Annotated in this window: 25 protein-coding genes, 3 tRNA genes and 1 other RNA gene; 18 read left to right on the forward strand and 11 right to left on the reverse strand. The window is 72.8% G+C overall.

All coding sequences use genetic code 11. The features are described 5' to 3' along the window. The first annotated feature begins 12 nt into the window (after window positions 1–12). A tRNA-Gly gene (locus AB0G52_RS02685) sits at window positions 13–85 on the forward strand. A 65-nt stretch (window positions 86–150) separates the two neighbouring features. Here the strand turns inward: AB0G52_RS02685 and AB0G52_RS02690 are convergent. The 6 genes from AB0G52_RS02690 to ffs all read right to left on the reverse strand — a co-directional run bounded on the left by AB0G52_RS02690 (window position 151) and on the right by ffs (window position 9118). Further along, on the reverse strand, window positions 151–1050 hold the full coding sequence (locus tag AB0G52_RS02690) for a phosphoribosylaminoimidazolesuccinocarboxamide synthase (RefSeq protein ID WP_361333049.1): 900 nt from the start codon (window positions 1048–1050) through the stop codon (window positions 151–153). A gap of 91 nt (window positions 1051–1141) precedes the next feature. Then, complete coding sequence (locus AB0G52_RS02695; RefSeq protein ID WP_132888219.1) at window positions 1142–2632, reverse strand: N,N-dimethylformamidase beta subunit family domain-containing protein; 1491 nt, start codon at window positions 2630–2632, stop codon at window positions 1142–1144. Window positions 2633–2911: 279 nt separating this feature from the next. Continuing rightward, window positions 2912–5008 carry a hypothetical protein gene (locus AB0G52_RS02700; RefSeq protein WP_361333052.1) on the reverse strand — a complete coding sequence of 699 codons (2097 nt, stop codon included), beginning with the start codon at window positions 5006–5008 and terminating at the stop codon, window positions 2912–2914. Window positions 5009–5306: 298 nt separating this feature from the next. After that, the gene (gene purD / locus AB0G52_RS02705) at window positions 5307–6560 is read right to left on the reverse strand and encodes a phosphoribosylamine--glycine ligase (protein WP_361333055.1); all 1254 of its coding nucleotides are present in this window, start codon (window positions 6558–6560) and stop codon (window positions 5307–5309) included. Between the two features lie 84 nt (window positions 6561–6644). Then, window positions 6645–8960, reverse strand: coding sequence for a DNA polymerase III subunit gamma and tau (locus AB0G52_RS02710; protein ID WP_361333058.1), 2316 nt, complete (start codon window positions 8958–8960; stop codon window positions 6645–6647). Window positions 8961–9019: 59 nt separating this feature from the next. Then, window positions 9020–9118, reverse strand: an RNA gene (gene ffs / locus AB0G52_RS02715) — signal recognition particle sRNA small type. Between the two features lie 72 nt (window positions 9119–9190). On the opposite strand from ffs, the gene AB0G52_RS02720 reads away from it, so the two are divergent. The 3 genes from AB0G52_RS02720 (at window position 9191) to AB0G52_RS02730 (ending at window position 10088) form a co-directional block, all read left to right on the forward strand. After that, window positions 9191–9278: transfer RNA gene (locus AB0G52_RS02720), tRNA-Ser, on the forward strand. 109 nt (window positions 9279–9387) lie between these two features. After that, on the forward strand, window positions 9388–9666 hold the full coding sequence (locus AB0G52_RS02725; RefSeq protein ID WP_132888223.1) for a CopG family transcriptional regulator: 279 nt from the start codon (window positions 9388–9390) through the stop codon (window positions 9664–9666). Then, a complete protein-coding gene (locus tag AB0G52_RS02730; protein WP_132888224.1) occupies window positions 9663–10088 on the forward strand; it encodes a hypothetical protein in 426 nt (141 codons plus the stop codon). The genes AB0G52_RS02725 and AB0G52_RS02730 overlap by 4 nt, the downstream gene beginning before the upstream one ends. A 108-nt stretch (window positions 10089–10196) precedes the next feature. On the opposite strand, the gene AB0G52_RS02735 is transcribed toward AB0G52_RS02730, so the two are convergent. From AB0G52_RS02735 to AB0G52_RS02745, 3 genes are all read right to left on the reverse strand, one after another. Continuing rightward, window positions 10197–12164: a copper resistance protein CopC gene (locus AB0G52_RS02735; RefSeq protein WP_361333673.1), complete on the reverse strand. Its 1968-nt coding sequence runs from the start codon at window positions 12162–12164 to the stop codon at window positions 10197–10199. Between the two features lie 147 nt (window positions 12165–12311). Further along, window positions 12312–12908, reverse strand: a complete 597-nt coding sequence (locus AB0G52_RS02740) for a GNAT family N-acetyltransferase (protein ID WP_132888225.1) — start codon at window positions 12906–12908, stop codon at window positions 12312–12314. Next, window positions 12901–15060 (reverse strand): penicillin acylase family protein, encoded by a 2160-nt coding sequence (locus AB0G52_RS02745; RefSeq protein ID WP_361333062.1) that lies wholly within the window; start codon window positions 15058–15060, stop codon window positions 12901–12903. Before AB0G52_RS02745 ends, AB0G52_RS02740 begins: the two co-directional genes overlap by 8 nt. Before the next feature lie 107 nt (window positions 15061–15167). Between AB0G52_RS02745 and AB0G52_RS02750 the strand changes: the two genes are divergently transcribed. From AB0G52_RS02750 to AB0G52_RS02765, 4 genes are all read left to right on the forward strand, one after another. Then, window positions 15168–15806 carry an HhH-GPD-type base excision DNA repair protein gene (locus AB0G52_RS02750; protein WP_361333065.1) on the forward strand — a complete coding sequence of 213 codons (639 nt, stop codon included), beginning with the start codon at window positions 15168–15170 and terminating at the stop codon, window positions 15804–15806. A 77-nt stretch (window positions 15807–15883) separates the two neighbouring features. Continuing rightward, window positions 15884–16534: an HdeD family acid-resistance protein gene (locus tag AB0G52_RS02755; protein ID WP_361333068.1), complete on the forward strand. Its 651-nt coding sequence runs from the start codon at window positions 15884–15886 to the stop codon at window positions 16532–16534. Window positions 16535–16628: 94 nt separating this feature from the next. Further along, window positions 16629–16988, forward strand: coding sequence for a hypothetical protein (locus AB0G52_RS02760; RefSeq protein WP_361333071.1), 360 nt, complete (start codon window positions 16629–16631; stop codon window positions 16986–16988). Window positions 16989–17048: 60 nt separating this feature from the next. Further along, window positions 17049–17219 (forward strand): hypothetical protein, encoded by a 171-nt coding sequence (locus AB0G52_RS02765; RefSeq protein ID WP_361333074.1) that lies wholly within the window; start codon window positions 17049–17051, stop codon window positions 17217–17219. Window positions 17220–17262: 43 nt separating this feature from the next. On the opposite strand, the gene AB0G52_RS02770 is transcribed toward AB0G52_RS02765, so the two are convergent. Then, window positions 17263–18861, reverse strand: coding sequence for a helicase HerA-like domain-containing protein (locus tag AB0G52_RS02770; RefSeq protein ID WP_361333077.1), 1599 nt, complete (start codon window positions 18859–18861; stop codon window positions 17263–17265). Window positions 18862–18973: 112 nt separating this feature from the next. Between AB0G52_RS02770 and AB0G52_RS02775 the strand changes: the two genes are divergently transcribed. After that, window positions 18974–19270, forward strand: a complete 297-nt coding sequence (locus tag AB0G52_RS02775; protein ID WP_003999914.1) for a type II toxin-antitoxin system VapB family antitoxin — start codon at window positions 18974–18976, stop codon at window positions 19268–19270. Window positions 19271–19393: 123 nt separating this feature from the next. Then, window positions 19394–20047: a LytR C-terminal domain-containing protein gene (locus tag AB0G52_RS02780; RefSeq protein WP_361333080.1), complete on the forward strand. Its 654-nt coding sequence runs from the start codon at window positions 19394–19396 to the stop codon at window positions 20045–20047. A 158-nt stretch (window positions 20048–20205) separates the two neighbouring features. On the opposite strand, the gene upp is transcribed toward AB0G52_RS02780, so the two are convergent. Continuing rightward, on the reverse strand, window positions 20206–20841 hold the full coding sequence (gene upp / locus AB0G52_RS02785) for a uracil phosphoribosyltransferase (RefSeq protein ID WP_046726381.1): 636 nt from the start codon (window positions 20839–20841) through the stop codon (window positions 20206–20208). 135 nt (window positions 20842–20976) lie between these two features. On the opposite strand from upp, the gene AB0G52_RS02790 reads away from it, so the two are divergent. The 8 genes from AB0G52_RS02790 (at window position 20977) to AB0G52_RS02825 (ending at window position 25832) form a co-directional block, all read left to right on the forward strand. Beyond that, window positions 20977–21174: a hypothetical protein gene (locus AB0G52_RS02790; protein ID WP_132888574.1), complete on the forward strand. Its 198-nt coding sequence runs from the start codon at window positions 20977–20979 to the stop codon at window positions 21172–21174. A gap of 442 nt (window positions 21175–21616) precedes the next feature. Continuing rightward, window positions 21617–22144: a hypothetical protein gene (locus AB0G52_RS02795; RefSeq protein WP_132888231.1), complete on the forward strand. Its 528-nt coding sequence runs from the start codon at window positions 21617–21619 to the stop codon at window positions 22142–22144. Between the two features lie 59 nt (window positions 22145–22203). Next, entirely contained in the window at window positions 22204–22635 is a 432-nt protein-coding gene (gene tadA / locus AB0G52_RS02800; protein ID WP_132888232.1) for a tRNA adenosine(34) deaminase TadA, read from the forward strand. 78 nt (window positions 22636–22713) lie between these two features. After that, a tRNA-Ser gene (locus AB0G52_RS02805) sits at window positions 22714–22798 on the forward strand. Window positions 22799–22968: 170 nt separating this feature from the next. Beyond that, entirely contained in the window at window positions 22969–23145 is a 177-nt protein-coding gene (locus AB0G52_RS02810; protein WP_165939313.1) for a hypothetical protein, read from the forward strand. A gap of 17 nt (window positions 23146–23162) precedes the next feature. Next, on the forward strand, window positions 23163–23456 hold the full coding sequence (locus tag AB0G52_RS02815; RefSeq protein ID WP_132888233.1) for a Dabb family protein: 294 nt from the start codon (window positions 23163–23165) through the stop codon (window positions 23454–23456). Window positions 23457–23638: 182 nt separating this feature from the next. After that, window positions 23639–24544 (forward strand): RNA polymerase sigma factor SigF, encoded by a 906-nt coding sequence (locus AB0G52_RS02820; RefSeq protein ID WP_361333676.1) that lies wholly within the window; start codon window positions 23639–23641, stop codon window positions 24542–24544. 361 nt (window positions 24545–24905) lie between these two features. Continuing rightward, complete coding sequence (locus tag AB0G52_RS02825) at window positions 24906–25832, forward strand: RNA polymerase sigma factor SigF (RefSeq protein ID WP_361333084.1); 927 nt, start codon at window positions 24906–24908, stop codon at window positions 25830–25832. Window positions 25833–26007: the final 175 nt, after the last annotated feature.

A 26007-nucleotide genomic window follows, 5' to 3' on the forward strand; every position in this document is an offset into this window, starting at 1 on the left:
GCCACGGCGCATGCGGACGTAGCTCAGTTGGTAGAGCGCAACCTTGCCAAGGTTGAGGTCGCGAGTTCGAGCCTCGTCGTCCGCTCGGGATGAGACCCCGGTCCACCGGACCGGGGTCTTCTTCGTGCCTGGCGCCTGTCGCGGCGGTCCCTAGGCCCAGCTCTGGCCCGTCAGGCGCTCGTACGCCTCGATGTACTTCGCCCGGGTCGCCTCGACCACCCGCTCCGGCAGCGCCGGCGGAGGCTGCTCGCCGCGGCGGTCCCAGCCGGACTCGGCCGAGGTCAGCCAGTCGCGCACGTACTGCTTGTCGAACGACGGCTGGGCGCGGCCCGGCTGCCACTCGTCGGCCGGCCAGAACCGGGAGGAGTCCGGGGTGAGGACCTCGTCGGCGAGGACCAGGGTGTCGTTGTCGTAGCCGAACTCGAACTTCGTGTCGGCCAGGATGATCCCCCGGTCCCGGGCGATGTCCCGGGCACGGCCGTACACCGCGAGGGTGGTCTGGCGCAGCTGGGCGGCCGTCTCGGCGCCGACCTGCCGGGCGACCTCCTCGTACGACACGTTCTCGTCGTGCTCGCCGACCTCGGCCTTGGTGGCCGGGGTGAAGATCGGGCCGGGCAGCTCGGAACCGTCGACCAGGCCCTCGGGCAGCGCGAGCCCGCAGACCGTACGGGACTCCTGGTACTCGGCGAGGCCCGAGCCGGTGAGGTAGCCGCGGGCCACGCACTCGACCGGGAGCATCTTCAGGGACGTGCAGACCAGGGTGCGGCCCGCCCAGTCGGCGGGGGCGCCCTCGGGCAGCTCGGTGCTGATGACGTGGTTCGGGACGAGGTCGGCGAGCTTGTCGAACCACCACAGGGAGAGCTGGGTGAGCACCCGGCCCTTGTCGGGGATCTCGGTCGGCAGCACCCAGTCGTAGGCCGACAGACGGTCACTGGCCACCATCACGAGGTCGCCCGCCTCGTTCTGGTACAGCTCGCGCACCTTGCCGGTGTGCAGATGCACCAGACCCGGGACCTCCACGGGCTCGGGCTTTTCGACGAATCCGGACACGGTTCCTCCCCGTGGTTCTGTACAGATGCCCTCGATTCTCCCGTATGCCGGGCCGACGGCGGACACGGGGGCCGCGTGGCCCCGGCACGGGTCAGTCGCGTTTGCAGATCCGGTCCAGGAGATTGGCGGTGGCGCGTTGGACGCGGGAGTCGATGTGGCCGGGGCGGTCCAGGGCCGGGGACCAGGCGAAGGTCCCGGAGGCGAAGACCAGCGCGCCGGAGGGGGCGCGGTAGAGGGAGGTCTCCTGGTGGCGCAGGACGCCGTCGTTGTCCGTGTAGGGGGAGTGCGCGAGCAGGATGCGCTCCTCGTGCTCGGGCAGCGCGGTGCGCGGGAAGTAACGGTCCGCCTCGCCCGCCACCAGGCCGGGGAGTTCGTCGCCGTCGTGGGCGCCGGTGGCGTCCCAGAGCCAGTGGTCCGCGTTGCGCACGATCAGCGGGGACGGCTCGGGCACCCGGCCCGCGTACTGGATGCCGACCGTCTGCTGTTCGGGCCGGTCGATCTCACGCCAGAGCACGGGCCTGCCCGGACCCTTGCGTTTCCGGCAGGTCAGCAGGCGGTCCGCGACCCCGGACGGGGAGGGCCCCAACTCCACCTGCCAGTACATGGTGTTGGCGGAGAGGAAGACGAGGCTGGTGCCGCTGTCCCGGGCCAGCTCGACCGTACGGCGCATCTGCTGCGACCAGTACTCGTCGTGGCCCGGGAAGACCAGGCCCCGGTAGCGGGTCGGGTCGACGCGGCCGGCGTGCAGGTCGCGGGCGTCGGCGTAGGCGATGTCGTAGCCGTAGCGCTCGGCCCAGCGGATGAAGTCGTAGGCGTGCCCGACGTGCAGGGGCAGGCCCGCGCCCGCGTACGGCCGGTCGAAGGAGACGGTGGTCGCCGCGTCCGCCTCGCCGAGCAGCCGGCCCCGCTCGTCCCAGGCGTGGTAGAGGCTGGCGCCGGTACGGCCGTCCTCCGGGTAGAGGTTGTAGGCCTGCCAGGTGATGTCAGGCAGCAGGAGGAGCAGGTCGGCCGGGTGGTTGTCGCGGACCGTGAAGGGGACGTGCGAGCGGTAGCCGTCGGCCGTGGTCAGCACGGCGACGTACGCGCCGATGCTCCAGTACGACGGGACCTGCAGCCGCCAGGACAGCCACCAGTGGTGGCAGGAGACCGTACGGTCGGCGGCCAGCGGGGGCGGCTGCACGATGCCGGACAGCCGGGGACTGGTGGTGATCTTCGCCGCGCCGTCGCCGCCGTAGTGGCCGATGCGGTAGACGTCGACGCTGAACTCCTGCGGCGGGTCGACCGTGACGTGGAAGTCGACGGCCTCGCCGGGGGCGACCGCTCCGGTCGAGGTGAACCCCTTGATCTGACGGTGCACGTCGTCCGCCGAGCGGGGACCGACGGCTTTGCGCGGTGCGGGGATCCGCGGGTTCCCGCCGGTCGGCTGGACGCCCGGGTCCACGTACCAGGGGACGACGTGTCCGGTGTCGTCGAAATACGTCTCGCTGCCGCGCAGCCAGGGAACCGGCCCCAGGCCGAAGGGGTCCGTGACGGCGTGCGCGAGTGCTCCCGACTCCCAGCGGCGGATGTGGTCCGATGCCATGGTGGCTCCCCTCCCTCGTGCCCCCGTGAGGTGTGCTGATACGAGTCGACGTGCGCTTGCTGTTCGGGCGGTGACGGTGGCGCCTGTCCTCGGGTCGCCTCGTGCCGGATGCGTTCGTCTTATGTCGGATGTCTTATGTCGGTTGCCTTATGTCGGATGCGCTTGCCATTCACCGAACGGTCCAAGCACATCACATAACGCACGCATCCTGTCACGGTTCGTTGCGAATTTGCCGGAAGTGGAACAGTTCGCTCCGCTAAGGCGCCGAAACGCCGCAGGTCAGACCAGCCGGACGGGCTTCTCGGGGCGTATCCCGGACTCGACCAGCCAGGCGCGGAGCGGGGCCGGGTCTCCCTCCTCGATGAGGCTGAGGACTCTGGGCGTCAGGTCGGCGGCCCGCACGCCGTCGACCATCAGGGACGGGCCGTCGAGCCAGTCCAGGCCGGGGGTGGCCCCGGCGGTGTCCATGGCCGCGCAGCACACCATCGCCTTGACGTGGTCGGCGAGGAGTTCCCGGGCGGTGCGCGGTGGCTGGAGCGGGAAGAGGGGCAGCGCGCCGTCGTCCCAGAGGGGGCAGCCGAGGCCTGCCTGCCCGGCGGTGCCGGCGGAGCCGGGGCGGGCGGCAGCGGTGGCGGTCGCGCCGACGGCCGCCTGCTCGCGTTCCTCCTGGGCGAGAGCGGCGGTGAGACCGGCGGCGAGAGCGACACTGCGCTCGGTACCGGTGGGCTCGTCGTCGTAGAGCGGGGGGTGTTCGTCGTAGGGCGGGGGGTGCTCGGTGGGCGCCGGTTTGTGTTCGTCGTCGGGCGGGGGGTGCTCGGTGTCGGCGGCCGGGGGGTGCTCGGTGCCGGGCGGGGGGTGGTTCGCGTCGGCCGGGAGACGGTCCGCGTCGGCCGGGGGACCGTTCTCGTCCGTCGGCAAGTGCTCGGCGCGGGGCGAGGGGCGGTTCGCGTCGGCCGAGGGGTGGTCGCCGTCGGTCATAAGGCGCTCCGCGTCGGTCCGGAGGCGGTCCTCGTCCGTCGGGGAGTGCTCGGCGCGGGCGCCCTTGGCGGGGAGGTGCTCTGCGTCGGTCCGGAGGCGGCTTTCGTGGGCGGTGCGGTCGGGGGTGGCGGTGAGGTGGTCCAGGACCCGGGCCAGGGTGGGGCCACCGGGGTCGGGCGCGCCGGGGTCGAGGGTGGCCCGGACGCCCAGGGAGTCCAGGACGCGGTGCAGCCTGGCCGCCTCCGTCCGCCAGGTGCGGTCGACGACCTCGTCCGGATACTCCTGCCAGTCCACCGGCGCCCAGGCCGGGCCGGGCTCGGCGGGGCCGCCGTGGAAGAGGCGGGCGGCGAGCAGCGAGGCGGCCTCGTCCACCAGCCCCGGCTCCTCCAGCAGGTCACAGGCCGGACGCTCGCCCAGCCGGGAGGCGAACCCCTCGGCCAGCCGGTCCCGCCGGGACAGCTCGGTGAGCGCCGCGACCACGCCCGCGTCCAGCCGGGAGGGCCAGCGGCCCATCCGCCACGCGGGCAGCGCGACCCGGGTGAGCAGCCGGTCCCAGCCCGCGTACGCCAGACCGACCTGCTCCTGGGCGACGATCCGCAGCCCGTAGTCCACGGCCTGGGCCCGCTCCGCCGCGGCGGCGGCCACCCCGCGCTCCATGAGGGCCGCGTGCTCCCGGCAGCCGCGCAGCAGCAGCCGGGCCACCCAGCCCACTCCCCCGCACAGCAGGCGGCCCGCCGGGCGGCGCGGGGACGTCGCGACGGCCACCGCGGCGTCCAGGCCGCGGACGAAGCGGCGGGCGGCCGCTATGTCGGGGTGCGCCGAGGGCCCCGTACCGGCGACGACCGGGGCGAGGACCGCGCGGAGCTCGCCCACGCGCATCCACCACAGGAACGGGGAGCCGATGACGAGGACGGGCGCGGCCGGGGTACGGCGGTGCGCCCCGGGGTCGCCCAGCTCGTCGCCGCGGTGAGGGGCGGGCGGGCCGTGCGCCGGGTGGGTGCGGTCCTCCAGCCAGCTGTCGCAGTCCGGGGTGAGCGCTATCGCGGAGGGCGCCGGGACGGCCAGGCGGTCGGCGAGGTCGCGGACCATCCGGTACAGGTCCGGTGCGGACTCCTCCGGTATCGGGACCGTGGGTGTCACGGCCGGCCGGGCGCGGGCCACGACCACGGCGACACCGGCGGCGGCCAGCAGGACGAGCAGGGCGAGCACGCCGACGGCCCAGCGGACGGTGTCCCAGCCCCGGCCCACGAGGTGGCCGGTGACACCGCCGGCCAGCAGGATCACCGTGGCCGCCGCGGGAAGCAGCGCCACGGCCAGGGCACGGCCGCGGACGCGCAGCACGGCGAGCGCCCGCGCACGGGCCGCCTGTGCCCCCGCCTCCACACCGATTCCGGTCACGACCCGCCCTCACCCCCTCCCTGCTGTCCTGGCGCTGTCCTGGCTGTTGCTCACTCCCCCACTGTGGCACCCGCCACTGACATCGCAATGCCGGTGGGCCAAGTGCCGGAATCCTTGCGCCGCACCCTAGTTGGGGCCCCGGCCCCCGTCAGCCGGATGGGGCATCGGTCACTCGATGGAATGGCTTTGGTCAGAGGTGATCGACAGACAGCAAGGATCAGGCCCCGGATTTCGGGTCCGGGGCCTGATCAGGAACAAGAGAGTCGAAAGGGTGCGGAAAAGCGCCGCCGCCGTGGCGTCAGGCCCCGGCCGCCGCCTTCGCCGCGATGTCCGTACGGTGCTGGGAGCCGTCGAGGCCGATCCGGGCCACGGCGGTGTACGCGCGCTCCCGGGCCTCGGCCAGGTCCGTGCCGGTCGCGGTCACGGAGAGGACGCGCCCACCGGCGCTGACGACCGCGTCACCCTCGTGCTTCGTCCCGGCGTGCAGGACGTAGGCGTACGGGGCGTCCTCGGCGGCCACCGCGTCGAGACCGGTGATGGGGTCGCCGGTGCGCGGGGTGCCGGGGTAGTTGTGGGAGGCGACGACGACGGTGACCGCCGCGTCCTCGGTCCAGCGCAGCGGGGGCAGGTCGGCGAGGGTGCCGGTCGCGGCGGCCAGCAGGACCCCGGCCAGCGGTGTCTTCAGCCGGGCCAGGACCACCTGGGTCTCCGGGTCGCCGAAGCGGGCGTTGAACTCGATGACCCGGACACCGCGCGAGGTGATCGCGAGCCCGGCGTAGAGCAGCCCGGAGAACGGGGTGCCGCGCCGCCGCATCTCGTCCACCGTCGGCTGGAGAACCGTCTCCAGGACCTCGTCCACCAGCTTGGGGTCGGCCCAGGGCAGCGGGGAGTACGCCCCCATGCCGCCGGTGTTCGGGCCCTGGTCGTCGTCCAGGGCGCGCTTGAAGTCCTGGGCGGGCTGGAGCGGCAGGACCGTCTCGCCGTCGGTGATCGCGAACAGGGAGACCTCGGGGCCGTCGAGGAACTCCTCGATGACCACCCGCTCGCACCCGGCGGCGTGCGTCTTGGCGGCGTCGAGGTCATCGGTGACGACGACGCCCTTGCCGGCCGCGAGCCCGTCGTCCTTCACGACGTACGGCGCCCCGAAGGCGTCGAGGGCCTCGGCCACCTCCTCGGCGTTCGTGCATACGTACGAACGTGCGGTGGGGACTCCGGCCCCCGCCATCACGTCCTTGGCGAACGCCTTGGACCCCTCGATCCGCGCGGCTTCCCCGGAGGGGCCGAAGACCGGGATGCCCGCCTCGCGCACGGCGTCGGCGACCCCGGCGACGAGCGGGGCCTCCGGGCCGACCACGACGAGGTCGGCGCCGAGTTCCCGGGCCAGCGCGGTGACGGCGGCGCCGTCGAGGGCGTCGACCGGGTGCAGCTCGGCCACCTCGGCGATGCCGGCGTTGCCGGGGGCGCAGTGCAGCGCGGTGACGTCGGGATCGAGGGACAGGGAGCGGCACAGGGCGTGTTCGCGGGCGCCGCTGCCGATGACGAGGACCTTCACGGGGCCAGCGTAGCCGGGCGGGTCGGCTGGAGGTTCCTCCAAGGGTGGGGCCGCCGCCATGGCCGACCCGCCGAAGGCCCCTCGCTACTCGTTCCGGATCTCCTCCACCACGGTCGCGCCCAGCTCCCGCATGATCAGTTCGGGGCCGGAGAGGGCCGACTCGTCGAGGTCGGGGTCGTCGTCCTCGGGGATGTCGTCCTCGGGGGACACCGGGGGCGGTTCCGGGGCGCTGGGCGGAGGGGCGGCGGGCGTCGAGGCCGCCACCGGTGCCTGGGCCGTCGCGGTGGGCGGCGAAGACGCGGGCTGGGACGCCGGGCGGCCCGGAGCGGCCGCGGCCGGGCCGCCGTAGCCACCGCCGTATCCGGACGCCGCCGGTGCGCCGCCGTAGCCGCCGCCGGGCTGGCCGCCGCCGTACCCGGAGCCCGCCGGGGCGGATCCGACCGGGCCGCCGCCTCCGCCACCGCCGCCCGTGGGGTCGACGACCGCATCGATCCGCCACTGCACACCGAACTGTTCGGACAGCGCCTGCCGCAGCACGTCCTCGCTGCCACTGCTCGCGAAGTTGTCGCGGGCGCCCGCGTTGACGAAGCCGATCTGGAGGGTGGTGCCGTCGAAGCCGGTGACCTGGGCGTTCTGGCTGAGCAGGATCCAGGTGAAACGGCGCCGGTTCTTGACCGCCTCCAGGATGTTCGGCCACAGGACACGGGGGTCGAGACCGCCGGCGGGCGCTGCTGAAGGCGCCTGGGCCGCCGGGGCCTGGGGGGCTGGGGCCGGGGCCGGGGTCGGCGCGGGGGCGGAGGCCGGGGGTTGCCGGGAAGCCGCCGGGCCGCCCGGACCGGTACCCGCGCCCGTGCTCGCGCCGGTGGGCCAGCCGCCGGGGCGGCGGGCGCCGCCGCCGCCCGCGGGGGCCGCCGTGGGCCAGGCGCCCGGCGCGGGGGCGGCCGGCGCGGACGCGGGGCCGGGAGCCGCTGCGGCGGGGGCGGGGGACTGCTGGACCGGAGGAACCGGTCGTACGGGCTGTGCCGCAGGTGCCGGCGCGGGGGTCGGGGGCTGCTGGACCGGTGTCGGCGCGGGAGGCGTGGCCGTCGGTGCCGCTCCCCCTCGTACGGCGGCCCGTGCCGCCGCCATCCCGCCTCCCGGCGGAACCGGAGGCCCGGCCGGAGCGCCGCCCGGGACCTGCTGGTGCGCGTCGGGCCCGGGGACGTACCCCATCGCGGGCGCGGCGCCACCGCCCGAGAAGTTGACGCCCCGCTCCAGCCGGTCGAGGCGGGCCATGACGGACCGCTCGTCGCCGTACGCGGCCGGCAGCAGCACCCGGGCGCAGATCAGCTCCAGCTGGAGGCGCGGGGAGTTGGCGCCGCGCATCTCGGTGAGCCCCGCGTTGACGAGGTCGGCGGCGCGGCTGAGCTCGGCCGCGCCGAAGGTGCTCGCCTGGGCCTGCATGCGTTCGAGGACGTCGGCGGGGGCGTCGAACAGCCCCTTCTCCGCGGCGTCCGGGACGGCGGCGAGGATGACCAGGTCCCGCAGCCGCTCCAGCAGGTCGGCGACGAAGCGCCGTGGGTCGTTGCCCCCCTCGATGACGCGGTCCACGACCTCGAAGGCGGCGGCACCGTCCCCGGTGGCGAACGCCTCGACGACGGAGTCGAGCAGGGACCCGTCCGTGTAACCGAGCAGCGAGGTGGCCATGGCATAGGTCACACCCTCCGGGCCGGCCCCGGCGAGCAGCTGGTCCATGACGGACATGGAGTCACGCACGGACCCGGCACCGGCCCGCACGACGAGCGGCAGCACACCCTCCTCGACGGGGATCTGCTCCTTGCCGCACACCTCGCCGAGGTACTCCCGGAGCGTCCCCGGCGGCACCAGCCGGAACGGATAGTGGTGGGTACGGGACCGGATGGTCCCGATGACCTTCTCGGGCTCGGTGGTGGCGAAGATGAACTTCAGATGCTCCGGGGGCTCCTCGACGACCTTGAGCAGGGCGTTGAAGCCGGCCGACGTGACCATGTGGGCCTCGTCGATGATGTAGATCTTGTAGCGGCTGCCCGCGGGTCCGAAGAAGGCCTTCTCGCGCAGGTCACGGGCGTCGTCCACACCACCGTGAGAGGCCGCGTCGATCTCGATGACGTCGATGGATCCCGGGCCGTTCCTGGCGAGGTCGCGGCAGGACTGGCACTCACCGCAGGGGGTCGGCGTGGGCCCCTTCTCACAGTTCAGGCAGCGCGCCAGGATCCGCGCGCTGGTGGTCTTCCCGCACCCACGCGGCCCGCTGAACAGGTACGCGTGATTGACCCGGTTGTTCCGCAGCGCCTGCTGCAGCGGGTCGGTGACATGCTCCTGCCCGATGACCTCGGCGAACGACTCCGGGCGATAGCGGCGGTACAGCGCGAGAGACGACACACCTACGAGGTTATAGGCGCCCACTGACAACCCACCCCGCCGAAGACCCCCGACCGGCGAACGCAAGCGCCCCCCACGCACCCGCCAGAGCCAACCTACCCTTGCTGCCTTCCGGCCCTGGGGGAGTTCAGTCAGATAGCGCCGCGTGAGGGGCTCCGCACAGAGTACCCGACGTCAGCGGGTAGGAACGAGTTCGCGAGCACTCCTCTCGGTCATGTAATGTTCCCACCGGAGGATTCGCCTAGAGGCCTAGGGCGCACGCTTGGAAAGCGTGTTGGGGGCAACCCCTCACGAGTTCGAATCTCGTATCCTCCGCCAGCTCAGAGGGCCGGACCACGAAAGTGGCCCGGCCCTCTGGCGTTTCTCCGCCGGAGCAGCCGCGTCCACACCTGGTAGGGGCATTCATACCAAGAGTATGGTGGCTTGTATGGCAACCAAGAAAGTAACGGTGACGATCCCCGAAGAGCTCCTGGACGAGATCCGCGCCGACGCGGCTGAGCGGGGACTTTCGGCGTACGTCACCGAAGCGCTGCGATTCAGGCGCGATCGGGACCGGCTGCTGGAGCTGGTCGACTGGTTGCAGGAGGAACACGGCGCGGTCACCGAGGACGAGCGCGCGGCAGCACTCTCGGAACTGGACGATCTCGACGCCGAGCACGAGCGCCGCCGCACGGCCGGAGGGCACGACGCCGGAGAGGCCGCGTGAAGAAGCGCGCCGGTGAGCACAGGCAGCGGCCACTGCGCGTCTTCGTACTCGACTGCGAGGCCCTGTCCCTGGCCGTGCGCGGCGACCGCAGAATGATCGCCTGGCTCGACCTCGCAGCCGCGGGTGAGGCCGAGGTGGTGACATCTCCCATGACACTGGTCGAGGCGTTCGACGGCAGAACCACCGAGCAGCGCTGGGACTGGGTGCTCTCCCGGCTCAGGGTCGCCGAAATCGGCAAGGACGAAGCCCGCCAGGCCCGGCGCCTCCTGGCCGACTCCAAGCTGCATGGTCACAAGTACGCCATCGATGCCGTGCTCGCTGTCATCGCGCGCCGACAAAAGGGGCAGGTCACCGTCTTCACCTCGGACGTGGACGACTTGGAGAGGCTCCTCCCGGACACCATCGTCGTCAAGCAGGTGTGACCCGGCGCACTGGTCTCAGTCGATCGCCACAGAACGGTACGCATTCTCAGCCGCCTCGGACTCGACCAGGGCGTCATGAGCCCCTTGCTCGAGCGCTGCCCGACTGCACTAAGCGGCGATCCTGATCTTCTTCGTCACGGTCACCTGGTCCAGGTCGGAGATCCGTACGGTCACGTTCATCGTCCACTCGCCCGCGAGGGGGATGCTGACGGCGTTGGTGGCCCAGTAGCCGCCCCGGTCCGCCAGGCCCGCGGGCAGGGGGCCGATCTTCTGGGCGGCGAGGGTGAAGGAGAGGCGCAGTTCCGGGACGGTGGAGATGCCGCCGTCGGGGCCGAAGACGACCGCCTCCACCGAGTTCTTGCCGACCCGGCCCGGGTCCAGGGTGATCTGCACCTTGCCGTGGCCGTTCGGGGTGCCCACGTCGAAGGGGACCATGGCGACGGCCGCCGCGGGGATGCCGAGCGCGCCCGACGCCGTGCCCGACTCGGCCGCCTCGGCCGCTGCCCGGCCGGGCAGGGTGCCGGTGAGGATCGTGGTGAGGACCAGGACGAGGACACCGACGCCGACCTCGGCGAGGACCGAGCGGCGCAGGGCGGCGCGGAGGTCGGAGCCGGGTGGAGGGGCCTGCTCCGCGGAGGCTTCGGCGTCGGACCGCCGCGGTTCGGACCCGGGCGTCCCCGCCGAGGACGACGGCCCGGCCGCCGGGGAGTGGGACGACGACGAAGCCGCGGACACCGGAGGCGTGGACGCCGGGACCGTGGACGCCGGGACTGCGGACGCCGCGGCCTCGGACCACTCGGCCTCGGACGACGAGACCTCGGACGCCGCGGTCTCCGGTGACCCTGTCGCCAGGGCGCCGACCGGTTCCGGGATCCGGGTGCGGGCCGGTGTCGCGGGCCGGGCCGCCGCCAGCTTCGCCGTCCAGTGGCGGGACTGGGAGGCCGCCCCCAGGAGCAGGATCACGGCGGCGAGCTTGAGGAGCAGCAGCCTGCCGTACGACGTGTCGGTGAGCGCCTGCCAGGAGCCGAGGCCCCGCCAGGACTGGTAGACGCCGGTGACGACGAGGACCGCCACCGAGACGAACGCCACCCGCGAGAAACGGGTGACGACCGCGGCGGGCAGCGGGATGCTGCCCCGCTGGAGGGTGATGAGGAGGGCCGTGAGACCGCCCAGCCACAGCGCCATCGCCAGCAGGTGCAGGACCGTCGAGGTCATCGCCAGGGGCACCTGGATACCGGCCGACGCGTGCTCCGCCGCCGCCCAGGTCAGCGCCAGGGCGACGGCGAGGGCGGTGCCCGCGGCCAGGACGGGGCGGGTCGGACGGAGCGGGCGGGAACGGTCCGCTCCCCCGCGGCCGAGGAACAGGTGGAGGCCCGCGACGACCGCCAGGAGCGCCACCCTGGTCAGCAGGGCCAGACCCGGGCGGCCCGTCGTCGACTTGGCGAGGGCGGACAGGTCGAGGGCGGTCACCGGGGAGGTGCCCTCCTCGTACGAGGAGCGCAGGACCAGGAGGAAGAGGCTGGCCCCCAGCAGGACCCACCAGGCCGTCCGGACCGGTGCCCGCAGCGGCGCCGGGTCCGGCGGGCGGCACAGGGCGACGAAGGCGGCCGCGCCGATCAGCAGCGCCACGGCGAGGTAGGCGAGGTACCGGCCGATGTTGTAGAGGCCTTCGGTGACCGGGTTCTCGACCGGGCCGTTGGGGACGGCCGCGACGGTCGCCGACGGTTTGCCCACGGAGAAGGTGAGGGCGCCGGAGACCGGGTGGCTGTCCGCCGACACGACCCGCCAGGCCACGGTGAACGTGCCGGTGCCGAGCTTCTTCGGGAAGGTGATCCGGGCGGTGTCCGCGCCGGCCGGGCCGTGTTCGGCGGCGCCGGTGGTCACCCGGTGGTTGGTGGGGTCGTACACCCGGAACGAGTCGTCGAGCAGGCCGACGGACTCGGTGAACGTCAGGGTGACCGAGCCGGGGGCCGACTTGAGCACGGCGCCGTCGGCGGGGTCGCTGCCGCGCAGGGCCGCGTGGGCGGAGGCGGGGGCGGCGGAGGCGAGGAACAGGGCGGTGAGGAGGGTGCCCAGGAGGGCGGCCGTCCGCAGGGCCGCCCTGTGGGGGGTTGCCCTGCGGGGGGCGGTGGGGCGCCGTCGGTCGTGGTGTTCGCGCACTTCACCCGCTCCGAGTTCGGAAACACGTGTTCTTCGGTCATACGGATGGGAGGCGCGCGGCACTCATTTCACCCGGCAATCATCTCGCCTCGTGAGGAACGCCAGTCGGGCGTGCTTCTCGGGCAGGTACACGTCCGGGAGGTCGATCTCCGGGAGTACGACGGCCGGGCCCAGCTCGAAACCCTGGCTCCGGAAGCGGGCGATCGCCTTCTCGTTGCGGACGTCCGGGTCCACGACGATGCGGCGGCGGTCCAGGGCGCGGAAGACGTACTCGGTGAAGACGCGGAGCAGGGACCCCGTCCAGCCGGGGCGAGGGCCCTCGGGGCCGGCCGGGGCGAGCAGGACGTGCACGCCGATGTCGCCGGGGCGGGCGTCGTAGCACTCGCTCACCCGGTCCGCCTGCGGCTCGTACGTCTGGAGGAGCGCGACCGGGACACCGTCCCGCTCGGCGAGGTGGGCGTGATGGGTGTCGAGGCCCGCCATATGGGCGTAGATGTCGGCGACCTGGTCGCGGGTGAGGCCGGTCATGCCCCAGAAGGCGGCGCGTTCCCCGGTGACCCAGGAGTGCACGGTGTCGGCGTCGCGTTCCGGATCGAGCGGGCGCAGGCGCACGGTGCCGAAGCCGGTGACGGTGTGTTCGAAGGGGGGCTGTTCAGGCATCGGTCTCTTCGGTCTCTTCGGTTTCTTCCGTGTCGGTGAGGTCCACGCGTTCCAGCCGGTCCCAGTCGGTGACGACCGGGACCAGGCCCCCCGAGAGCCACAGGGGGAGTTGGTCGTTGTGGTGGGCCGCGCCGGGGACGCCGTCCGCGCCGAGCGGCACCACCCAGAGGCTGTCGTCGCGGCGGGCCAGGTCCCAGACGTAACGGGCGGCCGGGCCGCGCACCGCGAGGTCGGTGACACCGGGGACGGCGGAGGTGCACAGCACGCAGTCGTGGTCACCGGAGAGCGCGGGACCCTCGTACGGCCGTCCGGGCAGCGCCTGCCAGGGGGCGAGGCGGTGCGTGTCGCCCCAGGTCCGGGCGGGCCGGCCCGCGGCTACGTCACCGGCGACGTCCGCGGCCACTTCTTCGAGCGCGGCGCGTACGACGGCGGGGCGGTCGATGCCGTACAACTCCTCCGCGCTGAGCAGGTGTTCCAGGGCGAAGCCGATCCGCGGGGTGAGGGCGAGCCAGGGGAGCAGGGGCTCCGGGCAGGCAGCGGACGGGGGTTCGGCGAGGGCGGCGAAGACGGGGTGGGCGGCGAGGTGCCGTACGACCGCGGAGCGTACGGCCGCGTAGCCGGCGGCGGCGGTGCTGCCTGCGTCCATCCGGCGGTCCCAGGCGAGCAGGCGGTCGCGGAGACCGGCGGCCTCGGGAGTGAGGCGGTCGAGCGCGGCGATGCGGTCCAGGAGGGGCGCGGCGGAGGCGAGGTGGGTGTCCATGTGGATCGCCGGCAGGTCGGCGGCGGACCAGGTGCGGCGCCCGTCGAGGAGGGCGCGGATGCGGTCGGCGCGGTGGGGCGGGGCGAACTCGACGCCGAGGGGAGCGGCGGGGCCGCGCTGGTTCGCCATCACGGCGGCGCCGTCGGTGAGTTCGCCGTACGGCAGCTCGTGCCAGCCCCGCCATGCGTGGCCGGGGAGCCAGGCGGGGGCGAGTCGGGTGCGGTTGGTGCGGGAGCGGACGGGGACGCGGCCGGCGACGCGGTGCAGGGTGCCGCCGGCGGTGTCGGCCGCGTGGACGACGTTCACCGGCTCGGCCCAGGCGTCCAGGGCGCGGTCGACGTCGGCCACGCTGCGGGCGCGCAGGAGGGGGAGGAGGGCGGTGAAGCCGAGGTCGTGGGTGACGCGGGGCGGGTGGCGCAGGGCCAGCGCCTCGGCTTCACCGCCGGCGGCCTGCGGCTGTTGGGCGGCGGCCGGGGGCAGGGGGGTGATCAGGGGGCCTCGGGGGGTTTCGATCACCTCGATCTCGAGCGGGGGCCGTCCTGCCACCGGGACCGTCTCCGTGTGCCGGTGGGCCGGACTCCAGGTGCCGTCCGGGCCCAGCGCCTCCACTCCGCTCTCCGTGCGGCGCAGGCGCTCCCGGTAGAGGTCCTGGTAGTCGGCCATCGCGTTGGTGATGGCCCAGGCGACCGTGCCCGTGTGCGCGAAGTGGGCGATGCCGGGGACGCCGGGGACGGCCAGGCCCACGACGTCGAACTCCGGGCAGGAGAGCCGGATCTGCTGGTAGACGCCGGGGGCCTCGATGAAGCGGTGGGGGTCGCCCGCGATCAGCGCCTTCCCGGTGGAGGTACGGGCGCCCGTCAGCAGCCAGCCGTTGCTTCCCGCGGTGGCCGGCCCGTCCGTGGCGAAGAGCGGGACCGACTCCTCGCCCAGGTGCCGTATCGCCCGCTCGCGCCAGAGCTTGGCGGGGAATCCGGCGAACAGGAGGTGGGTGGCCAGCCAGACGGCGAGCGGGTGCCAGGGCTCCCAGCTGCCGGGGACCAGTCCGGTGCAGGCGAACTCGGGGGTACGGGCGGCACCGGCCGCCAGCCCCTCGTTCACGCCGGCCGTGTACGACCGTACCCACTGCGCCGTCTCCGGGTCCCGTCCCTCCAGCGCCTCGAAGCAGCGTCTCGCGGTGTCCGCGAGGCGGGCGTGGCGGACGAGGACGTCCCAGGGGGCGGCCGGGGCGCCGAGGAAGGACGCCGACGTGCCCTGGGCCCGGTGCCGCTCCGTCTCCAGTTGCCAGGCCCGGTCGTGGGCGGTGACCCGGCCCTGCGCGCGGGCGAGTTCACGGGCGTTCCCCGCACGCAGATGAGGGATGCCCCAGGGGTCTCGGTACGTCTCTGCGGTCACCCTGCGACGGCCCTTTCCTGAGGTTAGCCTTACCTAATCCACATGGTGGGGGAATCGTACGCGAGGGACGGAGTGCGGGGCAGGGCCGGGCGCGGGATCATCGAGCCATGGACGCCCGTGCCGACGCCGCCGCCACCCCCGCCCTGTGTCTCGCCCAGGACGCCGAGGCCGACGAACTCCTCAGCCGCAGCAGGCTCGCCGCGCTCGTCGGCATGCTGCTGGACCAGCAGGTGCCGATGGAGTGGGCGTTCAAGGGGCCGGCGACGATCGCGCGGCGCATGGGCGCCGAGGACCTGGACGCGCATGAGATCGCCGCGCAGGACCCGGAGGCGTTCGCCGCGCTGCTCTCCGAGAAGCCCGCGGTGCATCGCTATCCCGGGTCCATGGCGAAGCGGATCCAGCAGCTGTGCCAGTACCTGGTCGAGCACTACGACGGGGACGCCGAAGGCGTCTGGCGCGGCGTCGACGGCGGGGCGGAGCTGTTGCAGCGGCTCCAGGAACTGCCCGGGTTCGGGAAGCAGAAGGCGCAGATCTTCCTCGCGCTGCTGGGGAAGCAGTTGGGGGTGCGGCCGAAGGGGTGGCGGGAGGCGGCGGGGGCGTACGGGGAGGCGTCGGCGTTCCGGTCGGTGGCCGACATCACCGGGCCGGAGTCACTCGCGAAGGTCCGGGCGCACAAGCAGGAGATGAAGGCGGCGGCGAAGGCGGCGAAGGAGACGAAGGGGCCGAAGGGGAGTGGGGCCGGGTGACCCGCGCTCCTTCCGGTCGTCACCCGGCCGGGCCCCCTGTGGTGGCGGTGGCGGATGGCGGGGGCTCCCCTTGATGCATGACCGAGCCCCACAGCACCGGGCCCGCCGACGACGACCGCAGGGCTCACGCCTACGGTGTCGGGCGGCATGAGGCCGAACCACCGTTCGAAGGGCCGCTGCACGCACTCGCCCAGGCCGCCTGGGGGACCATCCTGGCCACCGGGATCGCCTCACTGATCCTCGGCGTCCTGGTCCTGGTGTGGCCCGGCGCCTCCCTGCTGGTCGCGGGCGTGCTCTTCGGCGTCTACCTGGTGGTCAGCGGCGTTTTCCAGCTGGCCGCCGCCTTCGGCACGCACAAGACGACCTCGCTGCGCGTGCTGGCCTTCATCAGCGGCGCGCTGTCGATCCTGCTGGGCCTGTTCTGCTTCCGCGGCCCGCTGGAGTCGATCCTGCTGCTCGCCCTGTGGATCGGGATCGGCTGGCTGATCCGCGGCATCACCCAGACGATCGCCGCCGTGCACGACCCGGCGATGCCGGCCCGCGGCTGGATGATCTTCCTCGGGATCGTCACCTTCATCGCCGGCATCGTGCTGATCGTGTCCCCGTTCAAGTCGGTCGCCGTACTGACCCTGGTCGCCGGTATCTGGCTGGTGGTGGTCGGCATCGTCGAGATCGTCTCCTCGTTCGGCCTGCGCAGCCGCGCCAGGCACATCCCGCGCACCGTGTGAACCGCGTCAACCCCGCGCCCCGCAGGTACGCCGCGCGAGCGGTTCTGCCGACCGGCGCGATGAACACCGGCCACGGCGCGGGGAGATGACCACCATGAGCAGCGGCCCCGCCCACGGTCGCCCGCGGCCCGGCCACGCCCGGCTGCGGGCGCTCGTGGCGCTGCTGTTCGCCCTGCTGCTGGCCGGCGTCCCCACGGCGGCCTCCGCGGCCCCCGCGGCGACCGCCCCTGTCACCGCCGCCGCGGCCGGGACCGCCGAGCACGACGTGCCCGACACCCCGCTGCGGCCACCCGCCCGCACCGTCCATCGCGCCGACGTACCCCAGCGCCCCGCGCCGCTCCCGGCCGCGGGGTCCGACGACCCGGCCGTCCGCCACCGGCGGCCCGCCTGCCCGGCCGCCCCGCGTCCGCCGTATCCCGCACCCCTGCTGCGCACCGTGGTCCTGCGCTGCTGACCGACCCGACGCCCCACTCCCCCCTGTCAGGTCGGTCCGCTCTACGCAAGGAACACCGCCATGCCCTCAGACCCGTACGCCGTCCTGCGCGCCCTGCTGCGCGCCGAGGCCGTCCGCAGCACACCGAAGGCCGTCCGCAGCACACCGAAGCCCCGGGCGGAGGCGGCCGAGCCGCCGAGGCCGCGGCCCCAGGAGCAGAGGCCGCGGCCCCAGGAGCAGAAGCACGGCTGAGCCCTCGGGACGGAACCGGGTCGCCCGCGCCGGGCGGCCCGGCTCACCGGCGTCTGCGGGCCGTCCCGAAGAGGGAACGGGTGATCTCCCGGCCCAGCTGGGTCCCCACCGAACGTGCGAGGGACTTGAACATCCCGCTTTGCACGACCTGTTCGACGAGCGAGGGCTCTTCCCCGTGGCCCGTGTGCCGCTGCCCGGCCGCCGGGGGTGCGGCCGTGGCCGGCGCCCCGGTCGGGTCCGTCTCCGTGGGGGTGTCCGTGGCCCGCTGGAGCTTCTCGAACGCCGACTCGCGGTCCACAGCCTGTGCATAACGTCCCCGCAGGTCGGACGCCCCGACCGTGGCGTCCAGTTCGGCCGCGTCGACGGGACCCATCAGGGACTCCGGGGCCCGCAGCCGGGTCGCCGCGACCGGGGTCGGGGCGCCGTTCTCACTGAGCACGGTGACCACGGCCTCGCCGGTGCCGAGCCCCGTGAGGAGTTCCGCGAGGTCGTACGGCGACCTCGGGAAGGTCCCCACGGTCGCCTTCAGCGCCTTCTGGTCCTCCGGGGTGAACGCCCTGAGCGCGTGCTGGACACGGCTGCCCAGCTGGGCGAGGACGTCGGACGGCACGTCCTTCGGGGTCTGCGTGACGAAGAAGACGCCGACCCCTTTCGAGCGAATCAGGCGCACGGTCCGGGTGATCGAGTCGAGGAACGCCTTCGAGGCGTCGTCGAAGAGCAGGTGCGCCTCGTCGAAGAAGAAGACCAGCTTCGGCTTGTCGGCGTCGCCGATCTCCGGGAGGTCGTGGAAGAGGTCGGCCAGCAGCCACATGAGGAACGTGGAGAAGAGCAGGGGCTGGTCCTGGACGGCGGGGAGTTCGAGGACCGAGACGATGCCGCGGCCGTCCGGTGCCGTCCGCAGGAGGTCGGCCGTGTCGAACTCCGGTTCGCCGAAGAAGTCCGTCATGCCCTGCGCCTCGAAGGCGGTCAGGGAACGCAGGATCACGCCCGCCGTGGCCGTCGACAGGCCGCCGATGTTGCGCAGCTCGGCCTTGCCCTCGTCGGAGATGAGGAAGGCGACCACCGCGTGCAGGTCCTTGAGGTCGATCAACTCCAGGCCCTTGGTGTCCGCGTAGTGGAAGATCAGGCCGAGGGACTGCTCCTGGGTGTGGTTGAGCTGCAGGATCTTGGCCAGCAGCAGCGGGCCGAAGCTGGTGATCGTGGCGCGGACGGGCACGCCGCGGCCCTGCCCGCCGAGCGCGAGGAACTCCGCCGGGAAGCCGGCCGCCGTCCACCGCTGGCCCACCTCGGCCGCCCGGCCCAGCACGCGCGTGCCGCCCTGCCCCGGGCGGGCGATACCGGACAGGTCCCCCTTGACGTCCGCGAGGAACACCGGGACGCCCTGCGCCGAGAGCTGCTCCGCGATCAGCTGGAGCGTCTTGGTCTTGCCGGTGCCGGTGGCGCCCGCGACCAGGCCGTGCCGGTTCAGCACGGACAGGGGGATGCGGACCTGGACGTCGGGACGGCACTGCCCGTCCCACAGGAGGGCGCCGAGGTCCAGCGCCGGGCCGGTGAAGGCGTACCCGGAGGCGATCGCGGCGACCGGGGCAGGGGTCGGGGCGCCGGCTCCTGCCGTTCCCGCGGGTTCGGCAGAACTCGTCATCGGACCCCCAGTTCCGGTTTTGCCTTTTTGATGACCTTTACAACGTCTTTTCCAGCGTCGCACTCGGTCGCCATGGCTGCGCCCGGAACGTCAGGACCGGTAGGCTTTCCGTGTGATCTTCAAGCGCATCGGAAACGGCCGGCCGTACCCCGACCACGGCCGGGAGAGCACCCGGCAGTGGGCGGACGTCGCACCGCGCCCGGTCCGCCTCGATCAGCTCGTGACGACCAAGGGCCAGCTCGACCTGGAGACCCTCCTCGCCGAGGACTCCACGTTCTACGGCGACCTCTTCGCGCACGTCGTGAAGTGGCAGGGCGACCTGTACCTGGAGGACGGGCTGCACCGCGCGGTCCGCGCCGCCCTCCAGCAGCGGCAGGTGCTGCACGCGCGCGTGCTCGAACTCGACTGACACCCGCGCGGACACCCGCTCGTCGTCCGCCGTTCGGCGCCGGTTGCCCCTTTCGGGTTGGACCGGGCACCGTCGGATGATCATCTATTAGTCAACGCACCCGTGGCGCACTACGCTGCGCTCATGAGCATGCTGACTCCCCCCGGCATGGGCGGCCAATACCGGATCACTGGGGACAAATACCCTCGCATGCGCCCACGCCGGCGGCGTACCCGGCTGACCCTCTCCGTGGTCGCCTCCGTCACCGCGCTCGGCCTGGTCGGCTGGGGCACACTGCAGCTCATCGACGTCTTCACGGGTGGCGGCGGGAAGGCCTCGGCGGCCGGTTCCGCGGGGGACTGCGTCAAGCAGGCCGCCGCGAGCCCGAGTCCCGCGGCCGGGGCGTCCGCCGCCGCGTTCCCGAAGCCCGCGCAGATCACGGTGAACGTCTACAACGCGACCACCCGGACGGGCCTGGCCAAGGACACCGCGGACGCGCTCAAGAAGCGCGGGTTCCGGATCGGCGACGTGGGGAACGCGCCGGCGACGTTCGACGCGAAGGTCAAGGGGACGGCGGTACTGCTCGGTCCCGCCGCCGCCCTGAAGACCTCGCTGCCGGTCCTGGCCACCCAGGTGACGGCGGCCGACCAGCGCACGGAGGCGGGCCGCAAGGGCACCGCGGTGGACCTGATCATCGGCGACGCCTTCAAGTCCCTCACCCCCCAGGCGACGGCCGACAAGGCGATCACCGCCCTGACGGCCCCCCAGCCCAAGGCGACAACCAAGAAAACCTGCTGACAGGGCGGCCCGCCCCAACACCGCCAACAAAAGCCCACCCAGGGGCGCTGGGGGTACCCCCGGCCGAAGGCTGGGGGAGGAACTGCGCGACCAGCCACAACGGACCCGCGCCCGCCCCAGAACCGCACCCCCCACGGCGACCGCGCCCCCCCGGAGGGCTACTCCGCCGCCCCGTACAGCCGGTCCCCCGCGTCCCCGAGGCCCGGCACGATGTAACCGTGCTCGTTGAGGTGGTCGTCGACCGCCGCCGTCACCACCGTGACCGGCGTCCCCGCCAGCTCTCGTTCCATGACCTCGACCCCCTCGGGGGCGGCCAGCAGCACCACCGCGGTGACGTCGTCGGCGCCCCTCCTGATGAGCTCACGGATCGCGGCGACCAGCGTGCCGCCCGTGGCCAGCATCGGGTCCAGGACGTACACCTGACGCCCGGAGAGGTCCTCCGGCATCCGGGAGGCGTACGTGGACGCCTGGAGCGTCTCCTCGTTGCGGATCATGCCCAGGAAGCCCACCTCGGCCGTCGGCAGCAGCCGCACCATCCCGTCCAGCATGCCGAGCCCGGCCCGCAGGATCGGCACGACCAGCGGACGCGGCCGGGCGAGCTTGACGCCGGTCGTGGCGGCCACCGGGGTCCGGATGTCGACGGCCTCGGTCCGCACGTCCCGAGTCGCCTCGTAGGCGAGCAGGGTGACCAGTTCGTCGGCGAGCCGCCGGAACGTCGCGGAGTCGGTGCGCTGGTCGCGCAGCGTGGTGAGCTTGTGAGCGACCAGGGGGTGGTCGACGACGTGGAGACGCATGCCGACAACAGTAACCGCGCCCGACCGCCCCCCGCGCAGGTCCGTCCTGCCACACCCCGACATCGGACCTGGCATCAAACCGGCCGTCCGGGGGAAAGTGGGAGTGTCGAAGTGGGGTGATTCGACGTGCCTGAACTGTCTGGACAGCCTGGACAGCCCGACCGTGGCTACGGCGCCCCGGAGGGCGAGACCGAGGCCGAGCGGCGTCGCCGCCGGGCCCGGTTCCTGCGCGAACTCGCCGAGGCGCGGGCGCTGCGCGACCGCGTCCAGCCCCGCCGGGCGAAAGTGGCCCGGCTGCGACACGCGATGCGGATGAGGACGTTCCGTTGGTAGACCTCGACAGGAGTCCACGGACCGGCCGGAGCCCGTGAGGGCCGGCTGGAGCCCGTGAGAACCGGTAAGAGCCCGCGAAGGTCCGAAAGAGTCGGTAAGAGTCCACAGGAGTCGTGAAGCCGATCCTTCGGCAAAGATCCACTGCTTGCGGCCCGTTGCGGTCCGGCACGGGGAAGGCCGTGCGTGGGCCGCGGCAAAACCCGCGTACGATCCGCAGGTGGCGGCAACGAGTGCGCTGGTGACTGCGTTCAGGGACGCATGGATGGCTCTTTGCATACGTGCGATCAAAACTGCCAGACACAGGGAGCCGAAGACGTCCCCTGAACGCCTTGTTTCTGCCACGATTCCGAGTGGGTGGGGCTCGGAGCCCAGCTCTTCCCGCCCAGAACCTCCGCCGGGGGGACCCCCAACCGGCACGCCTAAGACCAGTGGGAGAGTCACGGTGTACTTCGCCGCACTGCTCGCGCGCACCGAAGACGGGTGGGAAGCGAGCGACACAGAGCTCGACGATGTGGAGACCCTGTCGGACCTGGCCGACCTGGCCCGGGAATCGGCCTCGGAGGCCGACGACACGGTGCTCGTCTTCATCGAGCAGGAAGACGCGTGGTTCGGTGTCGTGCGCGTCGACGGTGAGGAGGACCCCCGGGTCTTCGTCTCCAACGCCGCCGCCGCCGCCCGCAGCTCGTACGGCGAGCTCCTGCTCACCGACGAAATGCTCGGCAGGGAGCCCAAGGACGACACCGACGTCCTGGACTCCCTCGACCTCGACGGCACCGAGGACGGTGAGCCGGAGCCGGAGGAGGACGACGACTCGGACGGCTCGGCCGTGCCCTCGGGCCCGGTGGGCGACCCCGGGATCCTCGACGACCTGGGGGTGACCGCCAAGGAACTGCTGTCGCTCGACGAGGACGCGCTCGGCGAGATCGCCGAGGCCCTGGGCGCCTCCGACGTCCTGGAGACCGTCCGCTGACGCTCCACCACCAGGCACCCGGGTCCCCCGACCCGGTACGCGACCGCTGGCGGGCCGCGATGCGGCTCGCCCTGGACGAGGCGGGCCAGGCCGTCCAGGGCGGGGACGTCCCCGTCGGCGCCGTCGTGCTGTCCGCGGACGGTACGACGGTCCTCGCCACCGGGCACAACGAACGCGAGGCCACCGGCGACCCCACCGCGCACGCCGAGGTCCTCGCACTGCGCCGGGCCGCCGCGGCGCTCGGCGAATGGCGGCTCACCGGCTGCACCCTGGTCGTGACCCTGGAGCCCTGCACGATGTGCGCCGGCGCCCTGGTCCAGGCCCGGGTGGACCGGGTCGTCTACGGTGCCCGCGACGAGAAGGCGGGCGCCGCTGGATCCCTCTGGGACGTCGTACGGGACCGGCGGCTCAACCACCGTCCCGAGGTCGTCGAGGGCGTCCTCGCCGGGGAGTCCGCCCGGCTGCTCACGGAGTTCTTCCGCACCCGCTGAGCCGCCGTCGCGGGGTCCGCCCCGGGCCCCTGAATACCGATTTCGGCGCACGGCCCCCGGTGCTGTAAGGTCTCCCTCGGTAGCGTGTCCGAGCGGCCGAAGGAGCTCGCCTCGAAAGCGAGTGTGGCGCAAGTCACCGAGGGTTCAAATCCCTCCGCTACCGCTGTGAAGCGAAGGGCCCGGTCCGATGGACCGGGCCCTTCGTCATGTTCCGGGCGCCTCCCCCCGGAAGTCGTCTAAAAAATCCGAGTACCCTTCGCGCCGCTAGTCATACAAAACGATCGGACCGTTACACTCGCGCCCGGCAACAGGGGATAACCAGGGGAGAGGCCGGTGGCGGTGAACGCCAAGAAGATCGCCGTCTACGCGCTCGTGGTCTTCGCGCTGTACGTCATCATCACGGACCCGCCCAGGGCGGCGGCCTGGGTCCAGATAGTCTTCCAGGGCATATCGGACGCCGCGAAGGCCGTCGGCGACTTCTTCACCTGGCTGGCCAACGGGGCGAAGTAGACCCACCGGGAGTACCCATGATCCGCCACCTGGTCCTCTTCAAGCTCAACGAGGGCGTGCGGCGCGACGATCCGCGCGCCGTCGCGGGCGCCGAGGCCTTCGCCGCGCTCGGCGGCAAGATCGGGGAACTGCGCTTCTGGGAGTGCGGCTGGAACATCACCGACCGCCCCGTCGCGCACGACTTCGCGATCAACTCGGCGGTGGAGGACGCGGACGCGCTGAAGCGCTACCTGGAGCACCCGGACCACCAGGCGGCCGCCGCGCAGTGGCGGGAGTTCGCCACGTGGGTGATCGCCGACTACGAGTTCTGAGCACCCCCCTCCGTTTCGGATATGGCCCTCCGCCGGGAACGACGGGGGGCTTTCGTGCGCGTATGCCCCAACTAACCGTCATTCAACCTCAACACGAGGTGATGGGGTGCTTGCACACAGTGCACATGTCTTGTGATGCTATGACCGCTTTTGACGGATGATTGACCGATGAAGAGGTGGCGTTGACCGTGTCGGCCAGTTCTGCGCCGCCCCAGGAAGAGGCGCCCGCCCCCGCCCAGCCCGCCGGCCAGAGCCCACCACCGGCCCAGCCCCAGCCCGCGACCCAGCCCCCCGCCCAGGCGCCCGCCCCGCCCCCGGAGAAACGTCGCGGCGCCGACACCCGGGCGCTGACCCAGGTGCTCTTCGGTCAGCTCAAGGAGCTCAGGCCGGGCACGCCGGAGCACGACCGCGTGCGCGCGGCGCTCATCGAGGCCAATCTCCCGCTCGTACGCTACGCGGCCGCCCGTTTCCGCTCCCGCAACGAGCCGATGGAGGACGTCGTCCAGGTCGGCACCATCGGCCTGATCAACGCCATCGACCGCTTCGACCCGGACCGGGGCGTGCAGTTCCCGACGTTCGCGATGCCGACCGTCGTCGGCGAGATCAAGCGCTACTTCCGCGACAACGTCCGTACCGTGCACGTCCCGCGCCGGCTGCACGAGCTGTGGGTCCAGGTGAACAGCGCGACCGAGGACCTGACCACCGCCTTCGGCCGCACCCCGTCCACCGCCGAGATCGCCGAGCGGCTGCGGATCAGCGAGGAGGAGGTGCTGTCCTGCATCGAGGCGGGCCGGTCGTACCACGCGACCTCCCTGGAGGCCGCCCAGGAGGGCGACGGGCTGCCGGGCCTGCTGGACCGCATCGGGTACGAGGACCCGGCCCTGGACGGCGTGGAACACCGCGACCTGGTCCGCCACCTCCTGGTCCAACTCCCCGAGCGGGAACAGCGCATCCTCCTCCTGCGCTACTACAGCAACCTCACCCAGTCCCAGATCAGCGCGGAACTGGGCGTCTCCCAGATGCACGTCTCCCGCCTCCTCGCCCGCAGCTTCCAGCGCCTGCGCTCGGCGAACCGCATCGAGGCGTAGAGCCCTCCCCGGAGCCGCCCCCGGCCTCGCCCGCGCCTGCCCTGACTCCGTTACCGGACCGAGACCTGGCCCCAGGGGCCAGGCGAGGTCATTACCGCAAACAGGATCGAGCCATCACCGTCGCGAGCGAATCGCTCACCAGCGCACTTCCCGACAGTTGAGGGACGAAAAACCGTCAGACCCCTTGCACGCAGGGCTGATTCACATTTCACATGTCGACATGTCACTACAGCGTGTTGCCGACATGTGACATTCTGCCGGAAGCGCGTTTGCCGGGGCTCAGGCTCCGGTATTCAGGTGAAGGCACCGCTCCTCGCCGGGGAGCGTCGCCGCGACCGTCCCGCGACCCAAAGGGGGTGGCATGTCCGCAGAACAGGGCAGCTCGAAGGTGCTCATGCCCACGAACAGCGAGGCAGCGCCCAAGGAGCTCGACGCCATCGACGTGCTCGACAGCATCGATGGCGCCATCGCCGGCGCTCCGGCGCTGGAGGCCACGCCGGCCCAGGAGCTTCCGGCCGTCTCGGAGAGCCTCGACACCCGCACCCTGTCCCGCTCCCTGTTCCTGCGGCTCGCCGCACTCGACGAGGACAGCCCCGAGCGTGCCTACGTCCGGGACACCCTGATCGAACTCAACCTCCCCCTCGTGCGCTACGCGGCGGCCCGCTTCCGCAGCCGCAACGAGCCGATGGAGGACATCGTCCAGGTCGGCACCATCGGCCTGATCAAGGCGATCGACCGCTTCGACTGCGAACGCGGCGTGGAGTTCCCGACGTTCGCGATGCCGACCGTCGTCGGCGAGATCAAGCGGTTCTTCCGCGACACCTCCTGGTCGGTCCGCGTCCCGCGGCGCCTGCAGGAGCTGCGCCTGGCCCTCACCAAGGCCAGCGACGAGCTCTCCCAGAAGCTGGACCGCTCGCCGACGGTGACGGAGCTGGCGGCGGTCCTCGGCGTCTCCGAGGAGGACGTCGTCGACGGCCTCGCGGTGGGCAACGCGTACACCGCCTCGTCCCTCGACTCCCCGGCCCCCGAGGACGACGGCGGCGAGGGCTCCCTGGCCGACCGCCTCGGCTACGAGGACACGGCCCTCGAGGGAGTCGAGTACCGCGAGTCCCTGAAGCCCCTGCTCGCCAAGCTGCCGCCCCGCGAGCGCCGGATCATCATGCTCCGCTTCTTCGCGAACATGACCCAGTCCCAGATCGGCGAGGAGGTCGGCATCTCCCAGATGCACGTCTCCCGCCTGCTGACCCGCACCCTGGCACAGCTGCGCGAGGGCCTGATCTCGGACTGAGGGCTCCCGCCCGAGGACCGGGGGTTCCCGACCGAAGGCCGGGGGGTTCCCGACCGCGGACCGGGGGTTCCCGACCGAAGGCCGGGGGGTTCTCGACCGCGGACCGGGGGTTCCCGACCGAGGAGCGGGAGTTCCCGACCGAAGGCCGGGGGGTTCTCGACCGAAGGCCGGGGGA

This window comes from Streptomyces sp. NPDC021562 (assembly GCF_040640875.1).
Lineage (GTDB): Bacteria > Actinomycetota > Actinomycetes > Streptomycetales > Streptomycetaceae > Streptomyces.